The organism is Niveibacterium sp. COAC-50 (assembly GCF_013184235.1).
In the GTDB taxonomy this organism is placed as follows: domain Bacteria; phylum Pseudomonadota; class Gammaproteobacteria; order Burkholderiales; family Rhodocyclaceae; genus Niveibacterium; species Niveibacterium microcysteis.
Window position 1 is genome coordinate 1 of the sequence record NZ_JABCJM010000006.1, and the last position, 17,978, is coordinate 17,978.

Sequence of the window (17,978 nt, forward strand, 5' to 3'; positions counted from 1 at the left end):
CGACGCCTGCCACGCTGGCTGGCACCTACGGCACCTTCACCTTCAACACCACGACCGGGGCATGGACCTACGCTGCGAACAACGCGCAGTCCGCGATCCAGTCGCTCGGCGCAGGCCAGTCGCTGACCGATTCGATCACGGTGAAGTCCGCGGACGGTACGGCCTCGCAGGTCATCAGCGTCACGATCAACGGCACCAACGACGGCGCCACCATCGGTGGCACCGCCACCGGCACGGTGGTGGAAGCCGGTGGTGTGGCGAATGCGATCGCCGGCACGCCGAATGCGTCCGGTACGGTCACCGTGTCCGATGCCGATGCCGGTCAATCGAGCTTCCAGGCTGTGGCCCCGGCTTCGCTGTCCGGCACCTACGGCACCTTCACCTTCAACGCCGCGACCGGCGCCTGGACGTACGCACTCGACAACACCAAGGCCGCGACACAAGCACTGACCAACGGCCAGATCGTGCATGACACGCTGACCGTCACGAGCCTGGATGGCACCGCGACCAAGGCGATCGATGTGACCGTGACCGGTGCCAACGACACCGCCGCGATCACCGGCACCGCAACCGGCACGATGACCGAAGACGTTGCCGTCACCTCGGGCTACCTCACTGCGTCGGGCAGCTTGGCAGTGAGCGACGTGGATTCGGGTGAAGCCGTGTTCCAAACCCCAGCCACGCTGGCCGGCACCTACGGCACCTTCACGTTCAACACCACGACCGGCGCGTGGACCTACGCTGCGAACAACAGCCAAGCCGCGATCCAGTCGCTCGGCGCAGGTCAGTCGCTGACCGATTCGATCACCGTGAAGTCCGCGGACGGCACTGCGTCGCAGGTCATCAGCGTCACAATCAACGGCGCCAACGACGTGGCAATGATTCAGGGGCCCGCGACGGGATCGGTTACGGAAGCTGGCGGCGTGAACAACGCAACGGCAGGCACGCCGACCACGTCGGGCAACTTGATCATCAGCGACACCGATGCGGGTCAGTCGAGTTTCCTGGCTCCCGCATCGCTGGCAGGCACCTACGGCAACTTCACCTTCAACACAACGACGGGTGCCTGGACCTACACGCTCGACAACACGAAGGCCACCACGCAGGGGCTAGTTGGCGCCCAGGTGGTACACGACACGCTTACGGTCAGCAGCCTTGACGGGTCGGCGTCGAAGACCATCGACGTCACGGTCACCGGTGCTAACGACAACGCGGCAATCACCGGCTCGGCAACGGGCTCGGTGACGGAAGATGCTGCAGTGTCTGGTGGCAACCTGATCGCGTCAGGTGCACTGACCGTGACCGACGTGGATGCAGGTCAGGCCGTATTCCAGTCGCCGGCTTCGCTCGCCGGCACCTACGGCACTTTCACCTTCAACACCAGCACCGGAGCCTGGACTTACGCGGCCAACAACGCACAGAGCGCAATCCAGTCGCTCGGCGTCGGTCAGACCCTGACCGACTCGATCACGGTGAAGTCGGCCGATGGCACGGCCTCGCAAGTCATCAGCGTCACCATCAACGGCGCCAATGACGCTCCAGTGGCCGCAGCCGATACCGCGGCGGTCAAGGAGGACACCACGCTGACGGCAACCGGCAACGTGATCACCACAGCCCCTGGTCGCGACACCGATGTCGATGGTGACCCGCTCACCGTCACCGGTGTCACCAGTGGAACGCCGGCCACCGCACCCGCTGGCGGCGTGGGAACTGCGATCGTGGGCACCTACGGCACCCTGACGCTCAACAGTGACGGCACGTACAACTACGCGCTGAACAACACCAGTACCGCGGTGCAGAACTTGACCGCCGGGCAGGTGGCCAACGATGTCTTCACCTACACGATCAGCGACGGTCACGGCGGCACTGCCACCACGACGCTGACCGTGGCCGTGACCGGCACGCAGGATCTCACCGCCGGCACGCCGTCTGTGGTCAGCGTAAATGCCACCGGCCTTAACGGGGAGTTCTTCGGCTACAACGAAACGGCCAGCCCTGGAAGCGGCTACCGTACGCACAGTGATGATGGCACGGCCACTTTCGGCAACCATCTGGTGGCGGGCAACCTCAACTCGGTTGAGGATATGTACACCATCATCAACGGCCGCAACGCCCTCGCGGGTGGCAGTAACAACCTGGTCGGCAGCTCGGCCACGGCGACCACCAACGCCGCCGACGTGGCGTTCAAGGCCCGCTCGCTGGACTACGGTTTCAACCCTACGGTGAACTCGGCGCTGGGCTCTAACAGCAACGTGGCTGCTGGCTCGGCCCTGCCCACCGGTGACGGCAACGCCAACTCGACGACACGTGGGCTCAGCAACTTCCTCGATCAGGACCAGCCCACCGGCATCGTTCAGACAGGCGCCGGCAATACCGGCGGCACGTCGGGCCTGGGCCTCACCACGGACGCGGCAATTCGCCTCTCTGGCCAGATGTACGTCCAGCACGGCTCGTATGACTTCCGCGTCACCGCCGATGATGGCTTCCGCCTCAATGTCGCCGGACAGACGCTGTTGGAATATGACGGCAACCAGGGCCCCACCACGCGCATCTTTACCAACGTTGCCCTTGGCGATCTGAACGGCGGCTTGCAAGCATTCGAGCTGCTTTATTGGGAGCAAGGCGGCAATGCGCGTCTGCGCATCGAGTACAAAGCCAGCGGCGATCCAGCATCGAGCTACCAGGTGATGGCGCTCACCAACACCGCGCTATTTACCAACGAGTCGGCGCCAACGCTCGTCGATCCGCGGATTCAGGATCTGGTGTACGACGCCGCCTCTGGTTCGTGGCAACTGCGCACCGGCAGCATTCTCGACGGCGACGCATCGAACAATACGATCACCGGTGGTACCAGCCGCGACTGGCTGACAGGTGGGGACGGCGATGACACGCTGATCGGCAACGGCGGCGCGGATACGCTCGACGGCGGAGCCGGCAATGACATCCTGAACGGCGGGATCGGCAACGATCTCCTCACAGGCGGTGCCGGCACCAACACGCTGACCGGCGGTACCGGCGATGACACCTATCGCCTGACAACCGGCACCGACACCCTGGTCGAGAACGCCAACGAAGGGACGGACACCGTCATCCTCGACAGCACGTACTACGCCGCACATCCGACGGTGACGACCTATACGCTCGCAAGCAATTTCGAGAACCTGACCGCCGAAGGCTCGTTCGCCATCAACTTGTCCGGCAACTCGGCGAATAACCGGATCGAAGGCAACAGCGCGGCCAACGTGATCAGCGGTGGAGGCGGCAACGACTACATCGTGGGTGGCGGCGGCAATGACACGCTGACCGGTGGCAGCGGATCGGATGTGTTTGTCTGGCACCTTGCCGATGCTGGGCCCACGGGCACGCCCGCGGTGGACAAGATCACCGACTTCACTTACGGAGGCGGATACAACAATATCCAGTCCGGCACGGCTGGCGTGCCGACAGGCGGTGGCGATGTGCTGGATCTGCGCGATCTGCTGCAAGGCGAGCACACCAGTTCGGGCAATACCGGTAACGCCGCCTCGGCGGTCGAGATTTCGAACTTGCTGAACTACATCGACGTCGAGGTAACCGGCAGCGGTGCGACCCTCGCCACCGTTCTGCACATCAGCAAATCGGGTGGTTTCACCGGCGGAACCTTCAACGCTGGCGCGGAAGACCAGACGATCGTGCTGCAGGGGGTGAACCTCTACACGGCGACGAGTGTCACGGCTGGCGACGAAAGCACCCTCCTCAAGACGCTCATCAAGAACGGCACCTTGATCGTCGATTGAAGCTGGAAACCTGACGGCCCCAACCCGAAGAGGCCACTCAATTGCAACGGGCAGCGCCACGGCGTTGCCCGTTGTTTTTCCCGCTTACTGCGAACGCCCCGCTGCGGCACTCGCACGCCGGCTTGCCGCAGGCCCCGTGACGCCCGCGACCCCGAGCTCGGCCAAGGTGTGCCATTCGGCATCGGTGTGCACCCGCTCGGCGATCACCTGGATCTCCAGGCCGCGCGCGACGTCGGCAATTGCCTTCACCAATCGCTGGTTGCCTGCGTTGTCCTCAATGCCTGCAACAAAAGTGCCGTCGATTTTCAGGTAGTCAACGCGCTGGGCGTAGAGCCGCGGAATCGCCGAGAAATGGCGACCGAAGTGTTCGATGCCGAGCTTGACGCCGAACTGCGCAAGGATCGGCGATACCGCCGCGAGGCCAGCAAGCCCCTGATCGAGCCCCGCTTCGGCCACTTCCACCCACAGCCGGCGCGCAGCGGCCGGCGCGCTGGCAAGCAGGCGTTGCAGCCCTTCGCGGAAGCGCAAATCCTGCAAGGAGATCGGCGACAGGTTCACCGCAATCGCACCGCTGTGCGTCTGCAGCCGCTGCAGCGCCAGCTCAACCGCAAGCAGATCGAGGTCACAGGTCATGCCAAGACGATCTGCCGCCGGCATGAACTGGCCTGCGGTCCAGGGCGTGCCATCGTCTGGCGCGCGCATGCGGATCATCGCTTCGTCATGCCAGGCGCGACCATCGACATGCAGCACCGGAAAGGTCGCCAACGCAAAGCCGCGGGCGCGCAGCGCGTCACTCAACAACTGGCGCCATTCGTCATGGGTGCGCGCGGCCAGTGGCGCGTCGTCCAGGCTCACCACCGGCTCGCTGCGGCCGGCACTCTCCGCCGCCATCAAGGCCGCATCGGCCCGCGCCAGCACGGTACCCAACTCGTCGCCGCGCTTGTAGCGGGCTACGCCAATGTGCGCCACCGGCGTCTGGTCTGCATGGCCGTGCCGGTGCAGGGCTTCGAGGCCACGTGCGACGGTGGAGGCCCATTCGCCGGCCTCGGTCGCGGCGGCGCCCGGCATCAGCCATGCGAAGTCGGCGCCGTTCAGGCGCGCCACGACATGGCTCTCCCGCCCGCCAGCCACTTCCCGCAGGACGTCGGCAGTGGCGCGGATCAGTGCGTCGGTGCGTTCGCGGCCGAGCCGACGGTTGACCTCGGCAAGCTCGGACAAACGAACCAAGGCCAGCGCACCGCTCGGCGCGCTATCGTCACCATCCAGCTCGCTGCGCAGGCGGCCACTGAAGAAGCTGCGGTTGGGAAGCGCCGTCATGCTGTCGCGGTTAGCATCGGAGCGCAGATCCTCGATGCGGTTGGCTTGCTCGGCGAACATCGCCTTGACCTGCTCGACCATCAGATTCAGCGCGCGCACTGCACTGCGCAGTTCCACCACCCTCGGCTCAGGCATCGTGACGAAGCGCCGCTCGCCGATCGCTTTGGCTTGCTGAACCATCTCGTTGATCGGCCGGCGGATCCAGCGAATCATCCGCGTCACGGCCCAACCGAGCAGCGCGCCGATCACCAGCATCACTCCCAACAGCTGCAAGGTGCCGCGCCACAGCGCATCGTAGGCAAAGCGTTTGTGGGCGATCACGGTGACCTTGCCGGCCTGGCTCCAACCGTCGCTGACCAACGCTTCACCAGGCTTGGCCTCGATCGGCAGCATGCGCACGAACCACGCAGGCGCATCGGTCTCCACTACCTGCTGGCGCCGCTCCACACTCACTGCGCCGCCGACGTCGCTGAATCGCACCAACTCGAAATGGCCGGAATCGAACAGCGCGGTCACCATCAATTCGCGCATCGCCGGATCCTTCGCGTTCTGCGTCATCGACAGCGCAAGCGAGGTCGCCGCATCGGCGCCTTGCGCCAGCAACTGCTGTTCGAGATAGTTGCGCGCGGTCACGGTGCTGACAGCAAAGCTGCCAAGCCAAGCGAGCAGGCTCGCGAAAATCACCGTGATCCAGAGTTGGCGGAGCAATGACATCGTTTCTCCTCAGGGCGTGTAGCCTTCGGCCTTCATTTTGAGTTGCAGGTCTTTCCATCGCGACAGCCGTTCGATCGAGCTGACCGCGCCGCCGGCGTATACGCCCTCGGCGTTGAAGCTGAATACCGGCACCAGATCCGGGCGCTGTGCTGCGGGTCGGATCTCGCCGATCAGGCTGTCCAGCACCAGCGGCTGCGCATCCGGCGTCTCGTAGTAACCGAGCACCATGTGAGCCTGCGTGATCGAACTGGCAGGGCCGCCGATTCGTGCCTTCACATAGATCAGCCGCAGCTTGGCGGCCGGCACGCCCAGCTCGCGCAGCGAAAAATACTTGGCAATGGTGTAGTCCTCGCAGTCGCCTGCGCCCTTGCCCATCATTTCGATCGGGGTTGCCCAGTAGTCCGGCTGGCGCCAGATCTCGGCGTCATCGGCAAAGCGGATCCGCCGATTGAAGAAGTCGTTGACCCGCTTGAGTGCATCAGCCTCCGGCACGCCCTTCTGCGCCACGATGAACTCGCGCCACTCCTGAACCAGCGCGCCCGCCGCGGCACCATAGCGCTGCTTGGCCAAGGCGATGAGCGACGCGTCGTCCGCCAGCGTGAGCATGGCGCTCGCCGCCAGCACAACGCACGCCAAGGCACCCCACAAGCGTGCGGTAGCCCTGCGGGCGAAGGCGGATTTGATACGAACGGAAGTCACCAGAAACCGGCTCGGCGCAATCTTCTTCAGACAGGCAAATCAATAAGGATGATCGACAGATGTTCGGCAGTCTTGACCGCCGCCGGCGATGCGAAATCGCTAATTTCGCAAACACCCGTTAAATCCGCGAGCCTATGTGTGAAATACGGCACGATAACGCCTTCAAGCCTTTGTTTTTCTTGATCTTACGTGAATAATCCGCGCGACATATCCCGTCCAGCCACCCTGGCGCTGGGATTTTGCATTGCAGACAGGACACAATCACCCATGCGTTTGGCGAAATATTCGCTTCTTGCCGCACTCGTCGCTACAGCCTTTGTCAGCCCCGCTTTTGCCGGGAACAGCCTGCCGGAAGCCGTCGAGCAGGCGATCATGAAGAACCCCGAAGTCATGGCGCGCTACCACGCGCTTCGGGCCGCCGAAAACGAACAGGGTGCCGCGCGGGGCAACTGGTTTCCCCGCGTGGACGTCGAGGCCTTTGCCGGCCAGGAGCGCCGCGACTATCCGAGCGTGGATACCGGCTGGTTCAACCGCCCCGGCGCAAGCGTCACGCTGCGACAGTTGGTGTTCGATGGTTTCGCCACGTCGAGCGACGTGAAACGACTCGGCTACAGCAAGCTCGCACGCTACTACGAGTTGCTCGCCACGTCCGATGATGTCGCGCTCGGGGCCGCCCAGGCCTACGCCGATGTGCTTCGCTATCGCAAGCTCGAGGAGCTTGCGCGCGACAACTGGGCCACGCACCGCGAGGTATTCGGCCAGATCGAAGATCGCGTCAAAGCCGGTGTCGGCCGGCGGGTGGACCTTGAGCAGGCGGCTGGCCGCCTGGCCCTCGCGCAGTCCAACTGGTTGACCGAAACCTCAAACCTGCACGACGTCACCGAACGCTATCGCCGCATTGTCGGCCAGATGCCCGGCGCGACACTCGCTTCGCTCCCCGATGTCAGCACCGCCTTGCCGCAGGGTACGAATCCGGTCACCGACGCGGTTGCCGCGAACCCCTCCTTCCAGGCTGCGGTCGCCGCACTACGTGCTGCACGTGCCGAAACCGAGCTGCGTCGCGCAGGCTACATGCCGAGCGTAGAGCTGCGCGTCGGGCAGAACTGGGACCGCAACCTCGACGGCGCGCCCGGTAACTACAACTCGACGCAGGCGCAGGTCGTCCTCAACTACAACCTCTTCCGTGGCGGCTCCGATCAGGCGCGCGTCAAGCAGTCATCCGAGCTGTACTACCAGGCAATCGATCTGCGCGACAAAACCTGCCGCGATGTCGCACAACAGACCGGTATCGCCTACAACGATGTGCGTGCACTGCGCGAGCAGATTGCCTACATGGAGCAGCACGCGCTCTCCACCGAGAAGGCCCGCGACGCCTATCGCCAACAGTTCGATATCGGACAGCGCACCTTGCTCGATCTGCTTGATACCGAGAACGAGTTGTTCGAGGCTCGCCGCTCGCTGACCCGCGCGCGCACCGACGCCATCGTTGCCGAGTACCGGCTCCTTGCGCAGGCACACCGCCTGCTGCCGGCGCTGAAGCTCGCCCCGCTGGCGAAAGAAGCACCGGAAGAAGATCGCCGTGAGGCCCCGGCCGAGGACGCGGCAGTCACCTGTGCAACCGACGTCGTGATTCCCAAGCCGCTCGATACCGCGGCAGCCCTTGCAAACCGACCTGCTCGAAGCGACGCGCTCGCCGAGCGCGCTCGCACCGCAGCGCTGACCAGCAAGCAAGGCGCCGACGCCCTCTTCCATTACCGTAGCGATGCGCTACGGCCGGAGGGAACTGGCCCGCTCGACAAGTTCGTCAGCGACGCCAGCCGCTTCAAGATCGACCGCATCACGGTGACCGGTTACACCGATCGCCTGGGGGCGCCCGAGTTCAATCGCAAACTGTCAGAACGCCGTGCCGCTACCGTCCGCGACTATCTGGTCAAGAAGGGTCTGCCGGCGGAAAAATTCGAAGTGGTCGGCAAGGGCAGCAGCGATCCGCTCGCGAAGTGTGACCAGATCAATCCGAAGAACCGCGACAACGCGGAGTACGTGGCTTGCCTGGCCCCCGATCGTCGCGTTGTCATCGAGCTTCAAGGGCAGCCGAAACCCTGAGCTAAGCTCGCATGAAAAAAGGCCGCCAAATTGGCGGCCTTTTCTTTTTGCCCATCCGTCGCACCGAAATCACGCGCCCAGCGCTTCGCCCATCACACGACGATAGAACTCGTGGAAGTGCTGCATGCCATCTTCCATCGGCGTCTGGTAAGGGCCCACTTCATTGCGCCCCTCCGCCAGCAAGGCGCGACGGCCACGGTCCATCCGCTCACCGATCTCGTCATCTTCAATGCAGGTCTCCATGTAGGCGGCCTGCTCAGCTTTGATGAATTCCGGCTCGAAAGCGGCAATCTCTTCCGGGTAGTAGAACTCGACGACGTTCGTGGTCTTGTCGACGCCACGCGGAATCACGGTGCTCACCACCAAGACATGCGGATACCACTCGACCATGATGTTCGGGTAGTAGGTCAGCCAGATCGCGCCGTGCTTGGGTACCTCGCCGCCATAGTAGTCCAGCACCGCCTTGTGCCACTTCGCATAGCTCGGCGAGCCCGCCTTCGCCAGTGAGGTGATGCCGACGCGTTGCACCGAATACCAGTCGCCGAACTGCCAGGTCAGATCGTCGCAAGTAACGAAGTTGCCCAAGCCAGGGTGGAACGGCGCAACGTGGTAATCCTCTAGGTAGACCTCGATGAAGGTCTTCCAGTTGTAGTTGCACTCGTGGATCTCGACGTGGTCGAGCACATAGCCGTCGAAGTTGAGCTCACTGGCGAGTTTCATGCCGGCCAAATCGACGTTCGGCGAGCGCGGCCCCTTGAACAGCAAGCCGTGCCAGGACTCCAGCTTCTGCTTATTGAGGTGAAGGCACGGATTCTGCGGAAAGTGTGGCGCCCCGATCAGCTCACCCGCGTTGTCGTAGGTCCAGCGGTGGATCGGGCAAACGATGTTGTTCGCCTTGCCCGAGCCCTGCAGCATGATCGCCTGACGATGACGGCAGATGTTCGACATCAGCCACACCGCATCGTTGTTGCGGATCAGCATTTTCGCGTGGTCCAGCCACTCGATCGAGCGATAATCAGCGACTTCGGGGACCATGCGTTCATGCCCCACGTAGCCAGGGCCGGCATCGAAGATAAGGCGCTGCTCCAGCTCGAAGACCTTTTCATCGAAATACCAGGACACGGGCAATTGCGACACCGCCGGTGCCAGCTGTTCACGCAGAGACATAATGGGTATCCCCAACCTCCACTGCCGGCAAGGCCGGCGAGCAAAAAGCGTTAAAGTATAATTAAACCAACAACCTACGAAAAGGTCTTTGGCTCGGGCATGATACCGCTCCCGCCAAGGAACTCCACGCCTTCCGGCCAAGACATCCTCGATGGCAAAGACCAGCGACAAACCCAAGTCTTTCGAAGCCGCAATGACCGAGCTTGAATCGATCGTTGCCGCCATGGAAGCCCCCGATCTGCCTTTGGAACAAGCGCTCGCGCATTTCGAACGCGGCACCCGGCTGCTCCGCTACTGCGAGGGTACGCTGAGCGAGGCCGAGAATCGTATCCGCATCCTTGAGAACGGGCGCCTGGAAACCTTCGGCGACGAAAGCAACGCGTCATGAGCGATCCGCAGCTCGCCGCATGGATGCGGCAACGCCAGGCCGAAACCGAAGCCGCGCTGGAACGCCTGCTGCCGGATGCACGCATCGCGCCGCAGCGCCTGCACGACGCCATGCGATACGCCACGCTGGGTGGCGGCAAACGGGTGCGCCCGATGCTCGTCTACGCGGCGGGCGAACTCGCCAGCGCCAACGCTCGCGCCCTGGATCATGCGGCCTGTGCCGTCGAAATGATCCATGCCTATTCGCTCGTGCATGACGACATGCCCTGCATGGACGACGATGTGCTGCGTCGCGGCAAGCCAACGGTGCACGTCGAATACGACGAAGCGACCGCGCTGCTGGTTGGCGACGCATTGCAGACGCAAGCCTTCCTGGTTCTCGCCGAACCGGATCTGTTCGACGATAGCCGTCGCCAACTCGAAGCACTGCAGCTGCTTGCGCGCGCTTCCGGTTCGCGCGGCATGGCCGGCGGCCAGGCGATCGACCTTGCATCGGTCGGCCAGACGCTGGATCGCGAATCGCTCGAAGTCATGCACCTTCACAAGACCGGTGCGCTGATCCGCGCCTCGGTCCAACTCGGGGCGCTGTGCGGTGACGTTCCCCCTGACGCACTGCAGGCGCTCGATCGTTTCGGCAAGTCCATCGGCCTGTTGTTCCAGGTCGTAGACGACATCCTCGACGCCGAAGCGGACACCACCACTCTGGGCAAAACCGCCGGCAAGGATGCCGCCAACAACAAGCCGACCTACGTGACCCTGCTCGGGTCGAGCGAGGCCAAACGGTTTGCCGCGGACCTGCGCAGTGACGCACACGCCAGCCTCGCCATGTTCGGCGAACGCGCCCGTCGCCTAGCCCAGCTGACCGACTACATCGTGGACCGTTCCTTCTGACGACACGACAAGAATTTGGGGACTTCGTAACACATGAACGCCTATCCCTTGCTTGACCGCATCGAGCACCCGGCCGACCTGCGCCAGCTCGAACGCAAGGACCTTGCCCAGCTGGCCGACGAATTGCGCAGCTTTCTGCTCGACTCGGTATCCAAAACGGGCGGACATCTCTCGTCAAACCTTGGCACGGTCGAGCTGACCATCGCGCTGCATTACGTCTTCAACACACCGGCAGACCGCATTGTCTGGGACGTGGGCCACCAGACCTACGGCCACAAGATCCTCACCGGTCGCCGCAAGGCAATGTCGACGCTGCGGCTCTATCAAGGGATCTCCGGCTTCCCGCGCCGCTGCGAAAGCGAATACGACACCTTCGGCACCGCACACTCGTCCACCTCGATTTCGGCCGCGCTCGGCATGGCGATCGCGGCACAGCGCAGCGGCGAGGCGCGCAAGGCGATCGCCGTGATTGGTGATGGCGCAATGAGCGCCGGCATGGCGTTCGAAGCGCTCAACAATGCCGGCGTGGCGGACAGCGACGTACTCGTCATCCTGAACGACAACGAGATGTCGATCTCGCCGCCGGTTGGCGCGCTGAACAAGCATCTTTCGCGCTTGCTCTCGGGCCGCATCTTCAACGGCGCGCGCGACATCGGCAAACGCTTCCTGGAGCAGTTGCCGCCACCAGTCTTCGAGTTTGCGCGGCGCACCGAAGAGCACGTGAAGGGCATGATGATGCCCGGCACGCTGTTTGAAGAATTCGGCTTCCGCTACTTCGGCCCGATCGACGGACACGATCTCGACGCCCTGGTGCCGATGCTGCAGAACCTGCGTGACCTGAAGGGTCCGCTCTTCCTGCATGTCATCACGCGCAAGGGCCAAGGCTACAAGCTCGCCGAGAACGACCCGATCCTGTACCACGGTGTCGCCAAGTTCGACCAGACAGAGGGCATCGCAACCGGCGCCGGCAAAGCCGCCGGTAAGCTCACGTTCACCCAGGTATTCGGCGACTGGCTGTGCGACATGGCCAAGGCGGACCCGAAACTGATGGCGATTACCCCTGCGATGCGCGAAGGCTCCGGCCTGGTGCGTTTCGAACAGGAGCACCCCGATCGCTATTTCGACGTTGGTATCGCCGAGCAGCACGCGCTGACCTTCGCTGCGGGTCTCGCCTGTGAAGGCGCCAAGCCCGTCGTCGCGATCTATTCGACCTTCCTGCAGCGCGCCTATGATCAGTTGATCCATGACATCGCGCTGCAGAACCTGCCGGTGATGCTCGCAATCGACCGCGGCGGTCTGGTCGGTGCCGACGGCGCCACCCACCATGGCGCGTTTGACCTCTCCTTCCTTGCCTGCATACCGAATATGGTCATCATGGCACCGGCGGACGAGGACGAGTGCCGCAAGATGCTGACCACGGCCTACCGCCACGACGGCCCGACCGCCGTCCGTTATCCGCGCGGCAGTGGCACCGGTGTCGTGCCCGATGCGGCACTGACCACGCTACCGATCGGCAAAGCCGAGCGTCGTCGCGACGGCAAGCGCGTCGCCCTGCTCGCTTTCGGCACCCTGCTGTCGGCCGCGCTCAAAGCCGGTGAGGCGCTGGACGCAAGTGTCGTCAACATGCGTTTCATCAAACCGCTGGACCTCGACATGCTGCGCGACGTCGCAGCAAACCACGAATTACTGGTCACGCTGGAAGAGAACGCGGTAATCGGGGGCGCCGGCTCGGAAGTCGCCCGCGCGCTGGAAGAAATGGGCATTGCAATACCGCACATGCGCCTGGGCCTGCCGGATCGCTTTGTCGATCACGGCGACCAGGGCCAACTGCTCACTGAAATCGGCCTCACCCCCGAGCAGATCATTGAGCGGGTGCGCTCACGGCTCGCAACTATCGCCGCAATAGTTTAGTAACTTAGTCGGGAATGTTAGGATGGCGCCTTGATTCGGGGGCCATCCGCCCCCAACTAGCCAGAATCCGGGCGCACACCCAGCCCACGCAGGACCACGCCTCCTCCCGGCCAATCCGACGCGCGCCCGGCAGGAAAGGACGTATGGATACCAAGAACACCCCCGACGTCGCCGCGCCGATGCCCGACGTTCAGAGCACGGAAGATCGCCGCCGGCTCGCAATCAACAAGGTTGGCATCAAGTCGATCCGCCATCCGGTCAAGGTTGCCGACCGCAGTGGCGGGGTTCAGCATACGGTCGCGACGTTCAGCATGTATGTGGGTTTGCCGCACAATTTCAAAGGCACCCACATGTCACGCTTCATCGAGATCCTGAACGGTCACGACCAGGAGATCTCGGTCGAGTCCTTCGAGCCGATGCTGCGCGAAATGGTCGAACGACTGGAAGCCGAGACCGGCCACATCGAGATGACCTTCCCGTTCTTCATCAACAAGGCTGCGCCGGTGTCCGGCGTGAAGAGCCTGATGGACTACGAAGTCACCTTCGTGGGCGAGATCAAGCCGGGCGGTGAGTGTGAGTTCACGATGAAGGTACTGGTGCCGGTCACCAGCCTGTGCCCCTGCTCGAAGAAGATTTCCGAGCGCGGCGCGCACAATCAGCGATCCCACGTCACGGTCACCGCTTTCGCAAAAGAGCGTGTCTGGATCGAAGAGATCGTCCAGCTCGTCGAGTCGGAAGCCTCATGCGAGCTGTTCGGCCTGCTCAAGCGGCCAGACGAAAAATGGGTCACCGAACGCGCCTACGACAACCCGAAGTTCGTCGAAGACATGGTGCGTGACGTCGCTGGCCGCCTCAACGCCGAAGCGCGAATCTACGCCTATGTCGTGGAATGCGAGAACTTCGAGTCGATCCACAACCACAGCGCCTATGCGCTGATCGAGCGCGATAAGCGCACCTCAGCCGTCGCCTGAGCGCAAATCAAACCGGCAGGCGCGGGCATCCGCAATGCCTGCCGGTGTCGCGCGGGACCGCCCGCTAAAGCCTCGTTCGACGCAAACCCACCGGATTCACTTCAGACCAGCCTGTCGTGCCACGGCATTGCACCGTGAGCCGGATCCCACCGAACCAGGCAAACCTACGGCCCAAGGGGCCAGCAAGCGTAACGCCACGCGATGCGGCGTTACGCCCAGAAAAACTCAGACCGAGAACGACGACCCGCAACCACAGGTGCTGGTGGCGTTCGGGTTCTTGATGACGAACTGAGCGCCCTCAAGACCTTCCGTGTAGTCGATCTCAGCGCCGGTGAGGTACTGGTAGCTCATCGGATCGATCAAAAGCGTCACGCCTTCCTTCGTCACCACGGTATCGTCGTCGTTGGTGATCTCGTCGAAAGTGAAGCCGTACTGGAAGCCCGAACAACCGCCGCCGCTGACGAACACACGCAGCTTGAGATCCGGGTTGCCCTCTTCGAGGATCAACTCCTTGACCTTGCTGGCAGCACTGTCGGTAAAGACCAGGAAGTCTGGCACTTCAGTCACTGTAGTCATTGCAAACTCCTGATTCAGAAGGGTTTGATTATGGATTTTGGGGCGCGAGGCGTCAAACCGTTCGACCGGTGAAACGGCCCCGCGTTCCCCACCCGCTGCAGTTGCTCTACCGCACCGGAAGATTGTTCAGGGCAATACCGGGATATGGGTGAGGCCAGCCGTTTCTTCAAGCCCGAACATCAGGTTCATGTTCTGCACCGCCTGACCGGCAGCCCCCTTGACCAGATTGTCTTCGGCAACCAGCACGACCACCGTATCGCCGCCCTGCGGGCGATGCACCGCAATCCGCACCATGTTCGAAGCGCGTACCGAGCGGGTGTCCGGCGTGCTGCCTGCGGGCATCACATCGACAAAAGGCTCCCCCGCAAAGCGCTTCTCATAAAGCGCCTGTACGTCGATATCCGGACTAACACGTGCATACAGCGTTGCGAGAATGCCGCGGATCTGCGGCAGCAGATGCGGCACGAAGGTCAGCCCGACCTTGCGACCGGCGGCCTGCTCCAAGCCCTGGCAAATCTCAGGCAGATGGCGATGGCCGGCCACGCCATAGGCCTTGAAGTTGTCGCTCGCTTCGGCAAACAGTGAACCGACTTCCGCCTTGCGGCCAGCTCCCGACACGCCGGATGCAGCATTCGCGACCAGGTGGTCCAGATCGGCCACGCCGGCCTCGACCAGGGGCAGGAAACCCAGCTGAACCGCGGTCGCATAACAGCCCGGATTCGCGATCACACGCGCAGAGGCGATCGCCTTCCGGTTCAGCTCCGGCAAGCCGTATACGGCCTCTTCCAACAAGTCTGGCGCGGTGTGCGGAATCTTGTACCACTTGCTGAACTCGTCGAGCGACTTGAGCCGGAAGTCGGCCGCCAGATCGATCACCTTGGTGCCCGCCGCCAGCAACTGCGGCGACTGTGCCATTGCGACGCCATGCGGGGTCGCAAAGAACACCACATCGCACTGATCCAGCCCGGCACTTGCTGGGTCCTGGAAAGCCAGATTCACACGGCGACGCAGGCTCGGAAACATGTCGGCAACCGGCATGCCCGCCTCGGAGCGCGACGTAATCGCCGCAAGTTCGACATCCGGGTGCTGCGCGAGCAAGCGGAGCAATTCGACGCCGGTGTAACCGGTGCCGCCGACAATCCCAACCTTGATCATGGTTCCAACTCCGTAATTCGACGAGACATTCTAAGGCGCCAGATATGACAACGCCCCGACTCGCGGGGCGTTGTGCGACACAGCGAGTGCTGCGTGGCGACCGATTACTCGGCTGCCTTCGCGGCAGCGCGGGTCGGCAGCTTTTCCTTGATACGTGCGGACTTGCCCGAACGATCGCGGAGGTAGTACAGCTTGGCACGGCGCACGTCACCACGACGCTTGACTTCGATCGCGGCAACCAGCGGCGAGTAGGTCTGGAACGTACGCTCGACGCCTTCGCCCGACGAAATCTTGCGGACGATGAAAGCCGAGTTCAGGCCGCGGTTACGCTTGGCGATGACAACACCTTCGTAAGCCTGCAGACGCTCACGGTTACCTTCCTTGACCTTCACTTGAACGACCACGGTATCGCCTGGGGCGAACTCGGGGATCGTCTTGCCAAGGCGGGCAATCTCTTCTTGTTCCAGTTGCTGAATCAGATTCATCGCGTATCTCCTAAGATTGATCAGTGGCCAGTGGCCTCACACGCAGAGCAGGTCGCCACCTGGTACGTGCCTTTCTTCATTCGGAAACGTTGCCATTCCCAGTTTTTGGCGCTTCCGCCTGCTCCTGCCGGTATTCAGCCAGCAGTCGCACTTCTTCCTTGCTCAAGCTGCGCGCTTGGAGCAGATCCGGCCGCCGTTCAGCGGTCCGCCCAAGCGCCTGCTTCAGACGCCAGCGCCGAATCCGCGCATGGTCACCCGACAACAAGACCTCAGGCACCGGGTCGTCTTGCCACATCTCCGGCCGGGTGTAATGCGGGCAGTCCAATAGACCATCCACAAACGAGTCCTCAACCGCAGATGCCGCGTCATTCAGCGCCCCGGGCAAATGCCGCACCAGCGCATCAATCAGCAGCATCGCCGGCAACTCACCGCCTGACACCACGAAGTCGCCGATCGACACTTCCAGATCGACATGGCGGTCGATCAAACGTTGATCAACGCCCTCGTAACGCCCACACAGTAAGACCAGCGCATCCTCATCAACCAACTCGCGCACCAGATCGTGGTTCAACGTACGACCTTGCGGCGACAGGTACACCACCTTGCCAGCGCGACCAACTCGTTCGCACTGGGCGGACTTGGCGGCCTCGATTGCAGCCTGAAGTGGATCCCCCAGCATCACCATCCCGGGGCCGCCACCGTAGGGGCGGTCATCCACCGTGCGGTGATTATCGAACGCGTAGTCACGCGGATTCCAGCAATCCAGCTGCCACAATCCCCGATCAATCGCCCGCCGCGTGATACCGCTTCCGGTCAGCGCAGAGAACATCTCCGGAAACAGCGTCACCACACCGTAATGGCGAGGGCGCTGCGCGATCGAGATCACCAATCGGCTTCCCAATCCACGCGAATCCGCTTTTCGGCAAGATTCACGTCCAGCACATAGGCGCCAACGAACGGAATCAACCGCTCCGTGTCGCCGTCCTGCACCTGAAGCACATCATGCGCCCCGGTGCTCAGCAAGCCACTGACCGAACCCAACGCGACACCAGCGGTATTCTCGACCGCCAAGCCGATCAGGTCAGCCCAGTAATACTCGTCCAGTCCGGTTGCGGGCAGTGCTTCACGCGGCGCGGCGATGTACAGGCCCACCAGCTTTTCAGCTGCCGTGCGGTCTGCCACGCCAACGAACGCCGCGACTATTCCTTTGCCGTGCGCCTTGCAACCACGAAGGCGGTACGGCTGCCAAGCTGATTCTGGCGCATCAGGATCCGCGCACAGCCACCACTGCGGCATCGTGCGCCAAGAGATCGGATCATCCCCGAAAGCATGAACCTTGACCCAACCCTGAATGCTGAACGGGTCCGCGACGCGACCGAGCACTATCATCGGCGCCCGCTCCAGCGAATCAATCAGGCCGAGACCTTTGCGCCCTTGACCAGACGCTCAACGGTCGGCGACAGCAGCGCGCCGTTGCTCTGCCAGTAGGCAAGGCGCTCGGCGTTAACGACCAGACCCTTTTCGGATTCGCTGGCCATCGGGTTGTAGAAGCCAACGCGCTCGATGAAGCGGCCGTCACGACGGCTACGCGAGTCGGTTGCAACGATATTGAAGAACGGGCGCTTCTTGGCGCCGCCCCGGGCAAGGCGAATCACAACCATGTCGAAATCCTGTATGCGGTGTGCAGAAAAGCTCGCCAAAATACCAGATCCACGCAAACTCTGCAAGGACAGCCGTACGTGGAGCTTCCAGCCGACCGCGGCAGCTCTGCGACCCACACAAGGGTCGACGAACTTTCAGGATTCGCTAATAGAATAGCGGGACTT

15 protein-coding genes are annotated in these 17,978 nt (G+C 62.9%); 6 read left to right on the top strand and 9 right to left on the bottom strand.

The window, feature by feature from the left end:
• Positions 1-3,776, top strand: a 3,776-nt coding sequence (locus HH302_RS18420) for an S-layer family protein (protein WP_172203783.1), incomplete at its 5' end; no start/stop codon positions are given.
• Positions 3,777-3,860: 84 nt separating this feature from the next.
• Here the strand turns inward: HH302_RS18420 and HH302_RS18425 are convergent.
• Together HH302_RS18425 and HH302_RS18430 are read right to left on the bottom strand one after the other, a co-directional pair.
• Complete coding sequence (locus tag HH302_RS18425; RefSeq protein WP_172203785.1) at positions 3,861-5,807, bottom strand: EAL domain-containing protein; 1,947 nt, start codon at positions 5,805-5,807, stop codon at positions 3,861-3,863.
• A gap of 9 nt (positions 5,808-5,816) precedes the next feature.
• Entirely contained in the window at positions 5,817-6,506 is a 690-nt protein-coding gene (locus HH302_RS18430; protein ID WP_371814732.1) for a transglutaminase-like cysteine peptidase, read from the bottom strand.
• 267 nt (positions 6,507-6,773) lie between these two features.
• On the opposite strand from HH302_RS18430, the gene HH302_RS18435 reads away from it, so the two are divergent.
• Complete coding sequence (locus HH302_RS18435; RefSeq protein WP_172203787.1) at positions 6,774-8,609, top strand: TolC family outer membrane protein; 1,836 nt, start codon at positions 6,774-6,776, stop codon at positions 8,607-8,609.
• A gap of 69 nt (positions 8,610-8,678) precedes the next feature.
• On the opposite strand, the gene HH302_RS18440 is transcribed toward HH302_RS18435, so the two are convergent.
• Positions 8,679-9,776, bottom strand: coding sequence for an aromatic ring-hydroxylating dioxygenase subunit alpha (locus HH302_RS18440; RefSeq protein ID WP_216661985.1), 1,098 nt, complete (start codon positions 9,774-9,776; stop codon positions 8,679-8,681).
• Positions 9,777-9,927: 151 nt separating this feature from the next.
• On the opposite strand from HH302_RS18440, the gene HH302_RS18445 reads away from it, so the two are divergent.
• The 4 genes from HH302_RS18445 to folE2 all read left to right on the top strand — a co-directional run bounded on the left by HH302_RS18445 (position 9,928) and on the right by folE2 (position 13,936).
• Positions 9,928-10,164 (top strand): exodeoxyribonuclease VII small subunit, encoded by a 237-nt coding sequence (locus HH302_RS18445; RefSeq protein WP_172203789.1) that lies wholly within the window; start codon positions 9,928-9,930, stop codon positions 10,162-10,164.
• Positions 10,161-11,054 (top strand): polyprenyl synthetase family protein, encoded by an 894-nt coding sequence (locus HH302_RS18450; protein ID WP_172203791.1) that lies wholly within the window; start codon positions 10,161-10,163, stop codon positions 11,052-11,054. The genes HH302_RS18445 and HH302_RS18450 overlap by 4 nt, the downstream gene beginning before the upstream one ends.
• A 33-nt stretch (positions 11,055-11,087) precedes the next feature.
• Positions 11,088-12,965: a 1-deoxy-D-xylulose-5-phosphate synthase gene (gene dxs / locus HH302_RS18455; RefSeq protein WP_172203793.1), complete on the top strand. Its 1,878-nt coding sequence runs from the start codon at positions 11,088-11,090 to the stop codon at positions 12,963-12,965.
• Between the two features lie 143 nt (positions 12,966-13,108).
• Complete coding sequence (folE2, locus tag HH302_RS18460) at positions 13,109-13,936, top strand: GTP cyclohydrolase FolE2 (protein ID WP_172203795.1); 828 nt, start codon at positions 13,109-13,111, stop codon at positions 13,934-13,936.
• A 225-nt stretch (positions 13,937-14,161) separates the two neighbouring features.
• On the opposite strand, the gene erpA is transcribed toward folE2, so the two are convergent.
• The 6 genes from erpA to rpsP form a co-directional block, all read right to left on the bottom strand.
• A complete protein-coding gene (erpA, locus tag HH302_RS18465; RefSeq protein ID WP_172203797.1) occupies positions 14,162-14,512 on the bottom strand; it encodes an iron-sulfur cluster insertion protein ErpA in 351 nt (116 codons plus the stop codon).
• A 126-nt stretch (positions 14,513-14,638) separates the two neighbouring features.
• On the bottom strand, positions 14,639-15,667 hold the full coding sequence (gene argC / locus HH302_RS18470) for an N-acetyl-gamma-glutamyl-phosphate reductase (RefSeq protein WP_172203799.1): 1,029 nt from the start codon (positions 15,665-15,667) through the stop codon (positions 14,639-14,641).
• A gap of 104 nt (positions 15,668-15,771) precedes the next feature.
• Positions 15,772-16,152 (bottom strand): 50S ribosomal protein L19, encoded by a 381-nt coding sequence (gene rplS / locus HH302_RS18475; protein ID WP_172203801.1) that lies wholly within the window; start codon positions 16,150-16,152, stop codon positions 15,772-15,774.
• Positions 16,153-16,228: 76 nt separating this feature from the next.
• On the bottom strand, positions 16,229-17,053 hold the full coding sequence (trmD, locus tag HH302_RS18480) for a tRNA (guanosine(37)-N1)-methyltransferase TrmD (protein WP_172203803.1): 825 nt from the start codon (positions 17,051-17,053) through the stop codon (positions 16,229-16,231).
• The gene (gene rimM / locus HH302_RS18485) at positions 17,035-17,541 is read right to left on the bottom strand and encodes a ribosome maturation factor RimM (RefSeq protein ID WP_172203805.1); all 507 of its coding nucleotides are present in this window, start codon (positions 17,539-17,541) and stop codon (positions 17,035-17,037) included. The genes trmD and rimM overlap by 19 nt, the downstream gene beginning before the upstream one ends.
• A 23-nt stretch (positions 17,542-17,564) precedes the next feature.
• Positions 17,565-17,813 carry a 30S ribosomal protein S16 gene (gene rpsP / locus HH302_RS18490; RefSeq protein ID WP_172203807.1) on the bottom strand — a complete coding sequence of 83 codons (249 nt, stop codon included), beginning with the start codon at positions 17,811-17,813 and terminating at the stop codon, positions 17,565-17,567.
• Positions 17,814-17,978: the final 165 nt, after the last annotated feature.

Coding starts and splice junctions, on each gene's coding strand:
- HH302_RS18425 (WP_172203785.1), bottom strand. CDS start 5,807: ATGTCATTGCTCCGCCAACTCTGGATCACGGTGATTTTCGCGAGCCTG.
- HH302_RS18435 (WP_172203787.1), top strand. CDS start 6,774: ATGCGTTTGGCGAAATATTCGCTTCTTGCCGCACTCGTCGCTACAGCC.
- HH302_RS18440 (WP_216661985.1), bottom strand. CDS start 9,776: ATGTCTCTGCGTGAACAGCTGGCACCGGCGGTGTCGCAATTGCCCGTG.
- HH302_RS18445 (WP_172203789.1), top strand. CDS start 9,928: ATGGCAAAGACCAGCGACAAACCCAAGTCTTTCGAAGCCGCAATGACC.
- HH302_RS18450 (WP_172203791.1), top strand. CDS start 10,161: ATGAGCGATCCGCAGCTCGCCGCATGGATGCGGCAACGCCAGGCCGAA.
- dxs (WP_172203793.1), top strand. CDS start 11,088: ATGAACGCCTATCCCTTGCTTGACCGCATCGAGCACCCGGCCGACCTG.
- folE2 (WP_172203795.1), top strand. CDS start 13,109: ATGGATACCAAGAACACCCCCGACGTCGCCGCGCCGATGCCCGACGTT.
- erpA (WP_172203797.1), bottom strand. CDS start 14,512: ATGACTACAGTGACTGAAGTGCCAGACTTCCTGGTCTTTACCGACAGT.
- argC (WP_172203799.1), bottom strand. CDS start 15,667: ATGATCAAGGTTGGGATTGTCGGCGGCACCGGTTACACCGGCGTCGAA.
- rplS (WP_172203801.1), bottom strand. CDS start 16,152: ATGAATCTGATTCAGCAACTGGAACAAGAAGAGATTGCCCGCCTTGGC.
- rimM (WP_172203805.1), bottom strand. CDS start 17,541: ATGATAGTGCTCGGTCGCGTCGCGGACCCGTTCAGCATTCAGGGTTGG.
- rpsP (WP_172203807.1), bottom strand. CDS start 17,813: ATGGTTGTGATTCGCCTTGCCCGGGGCGGCGCCAAGAAGCGCCCGTTC.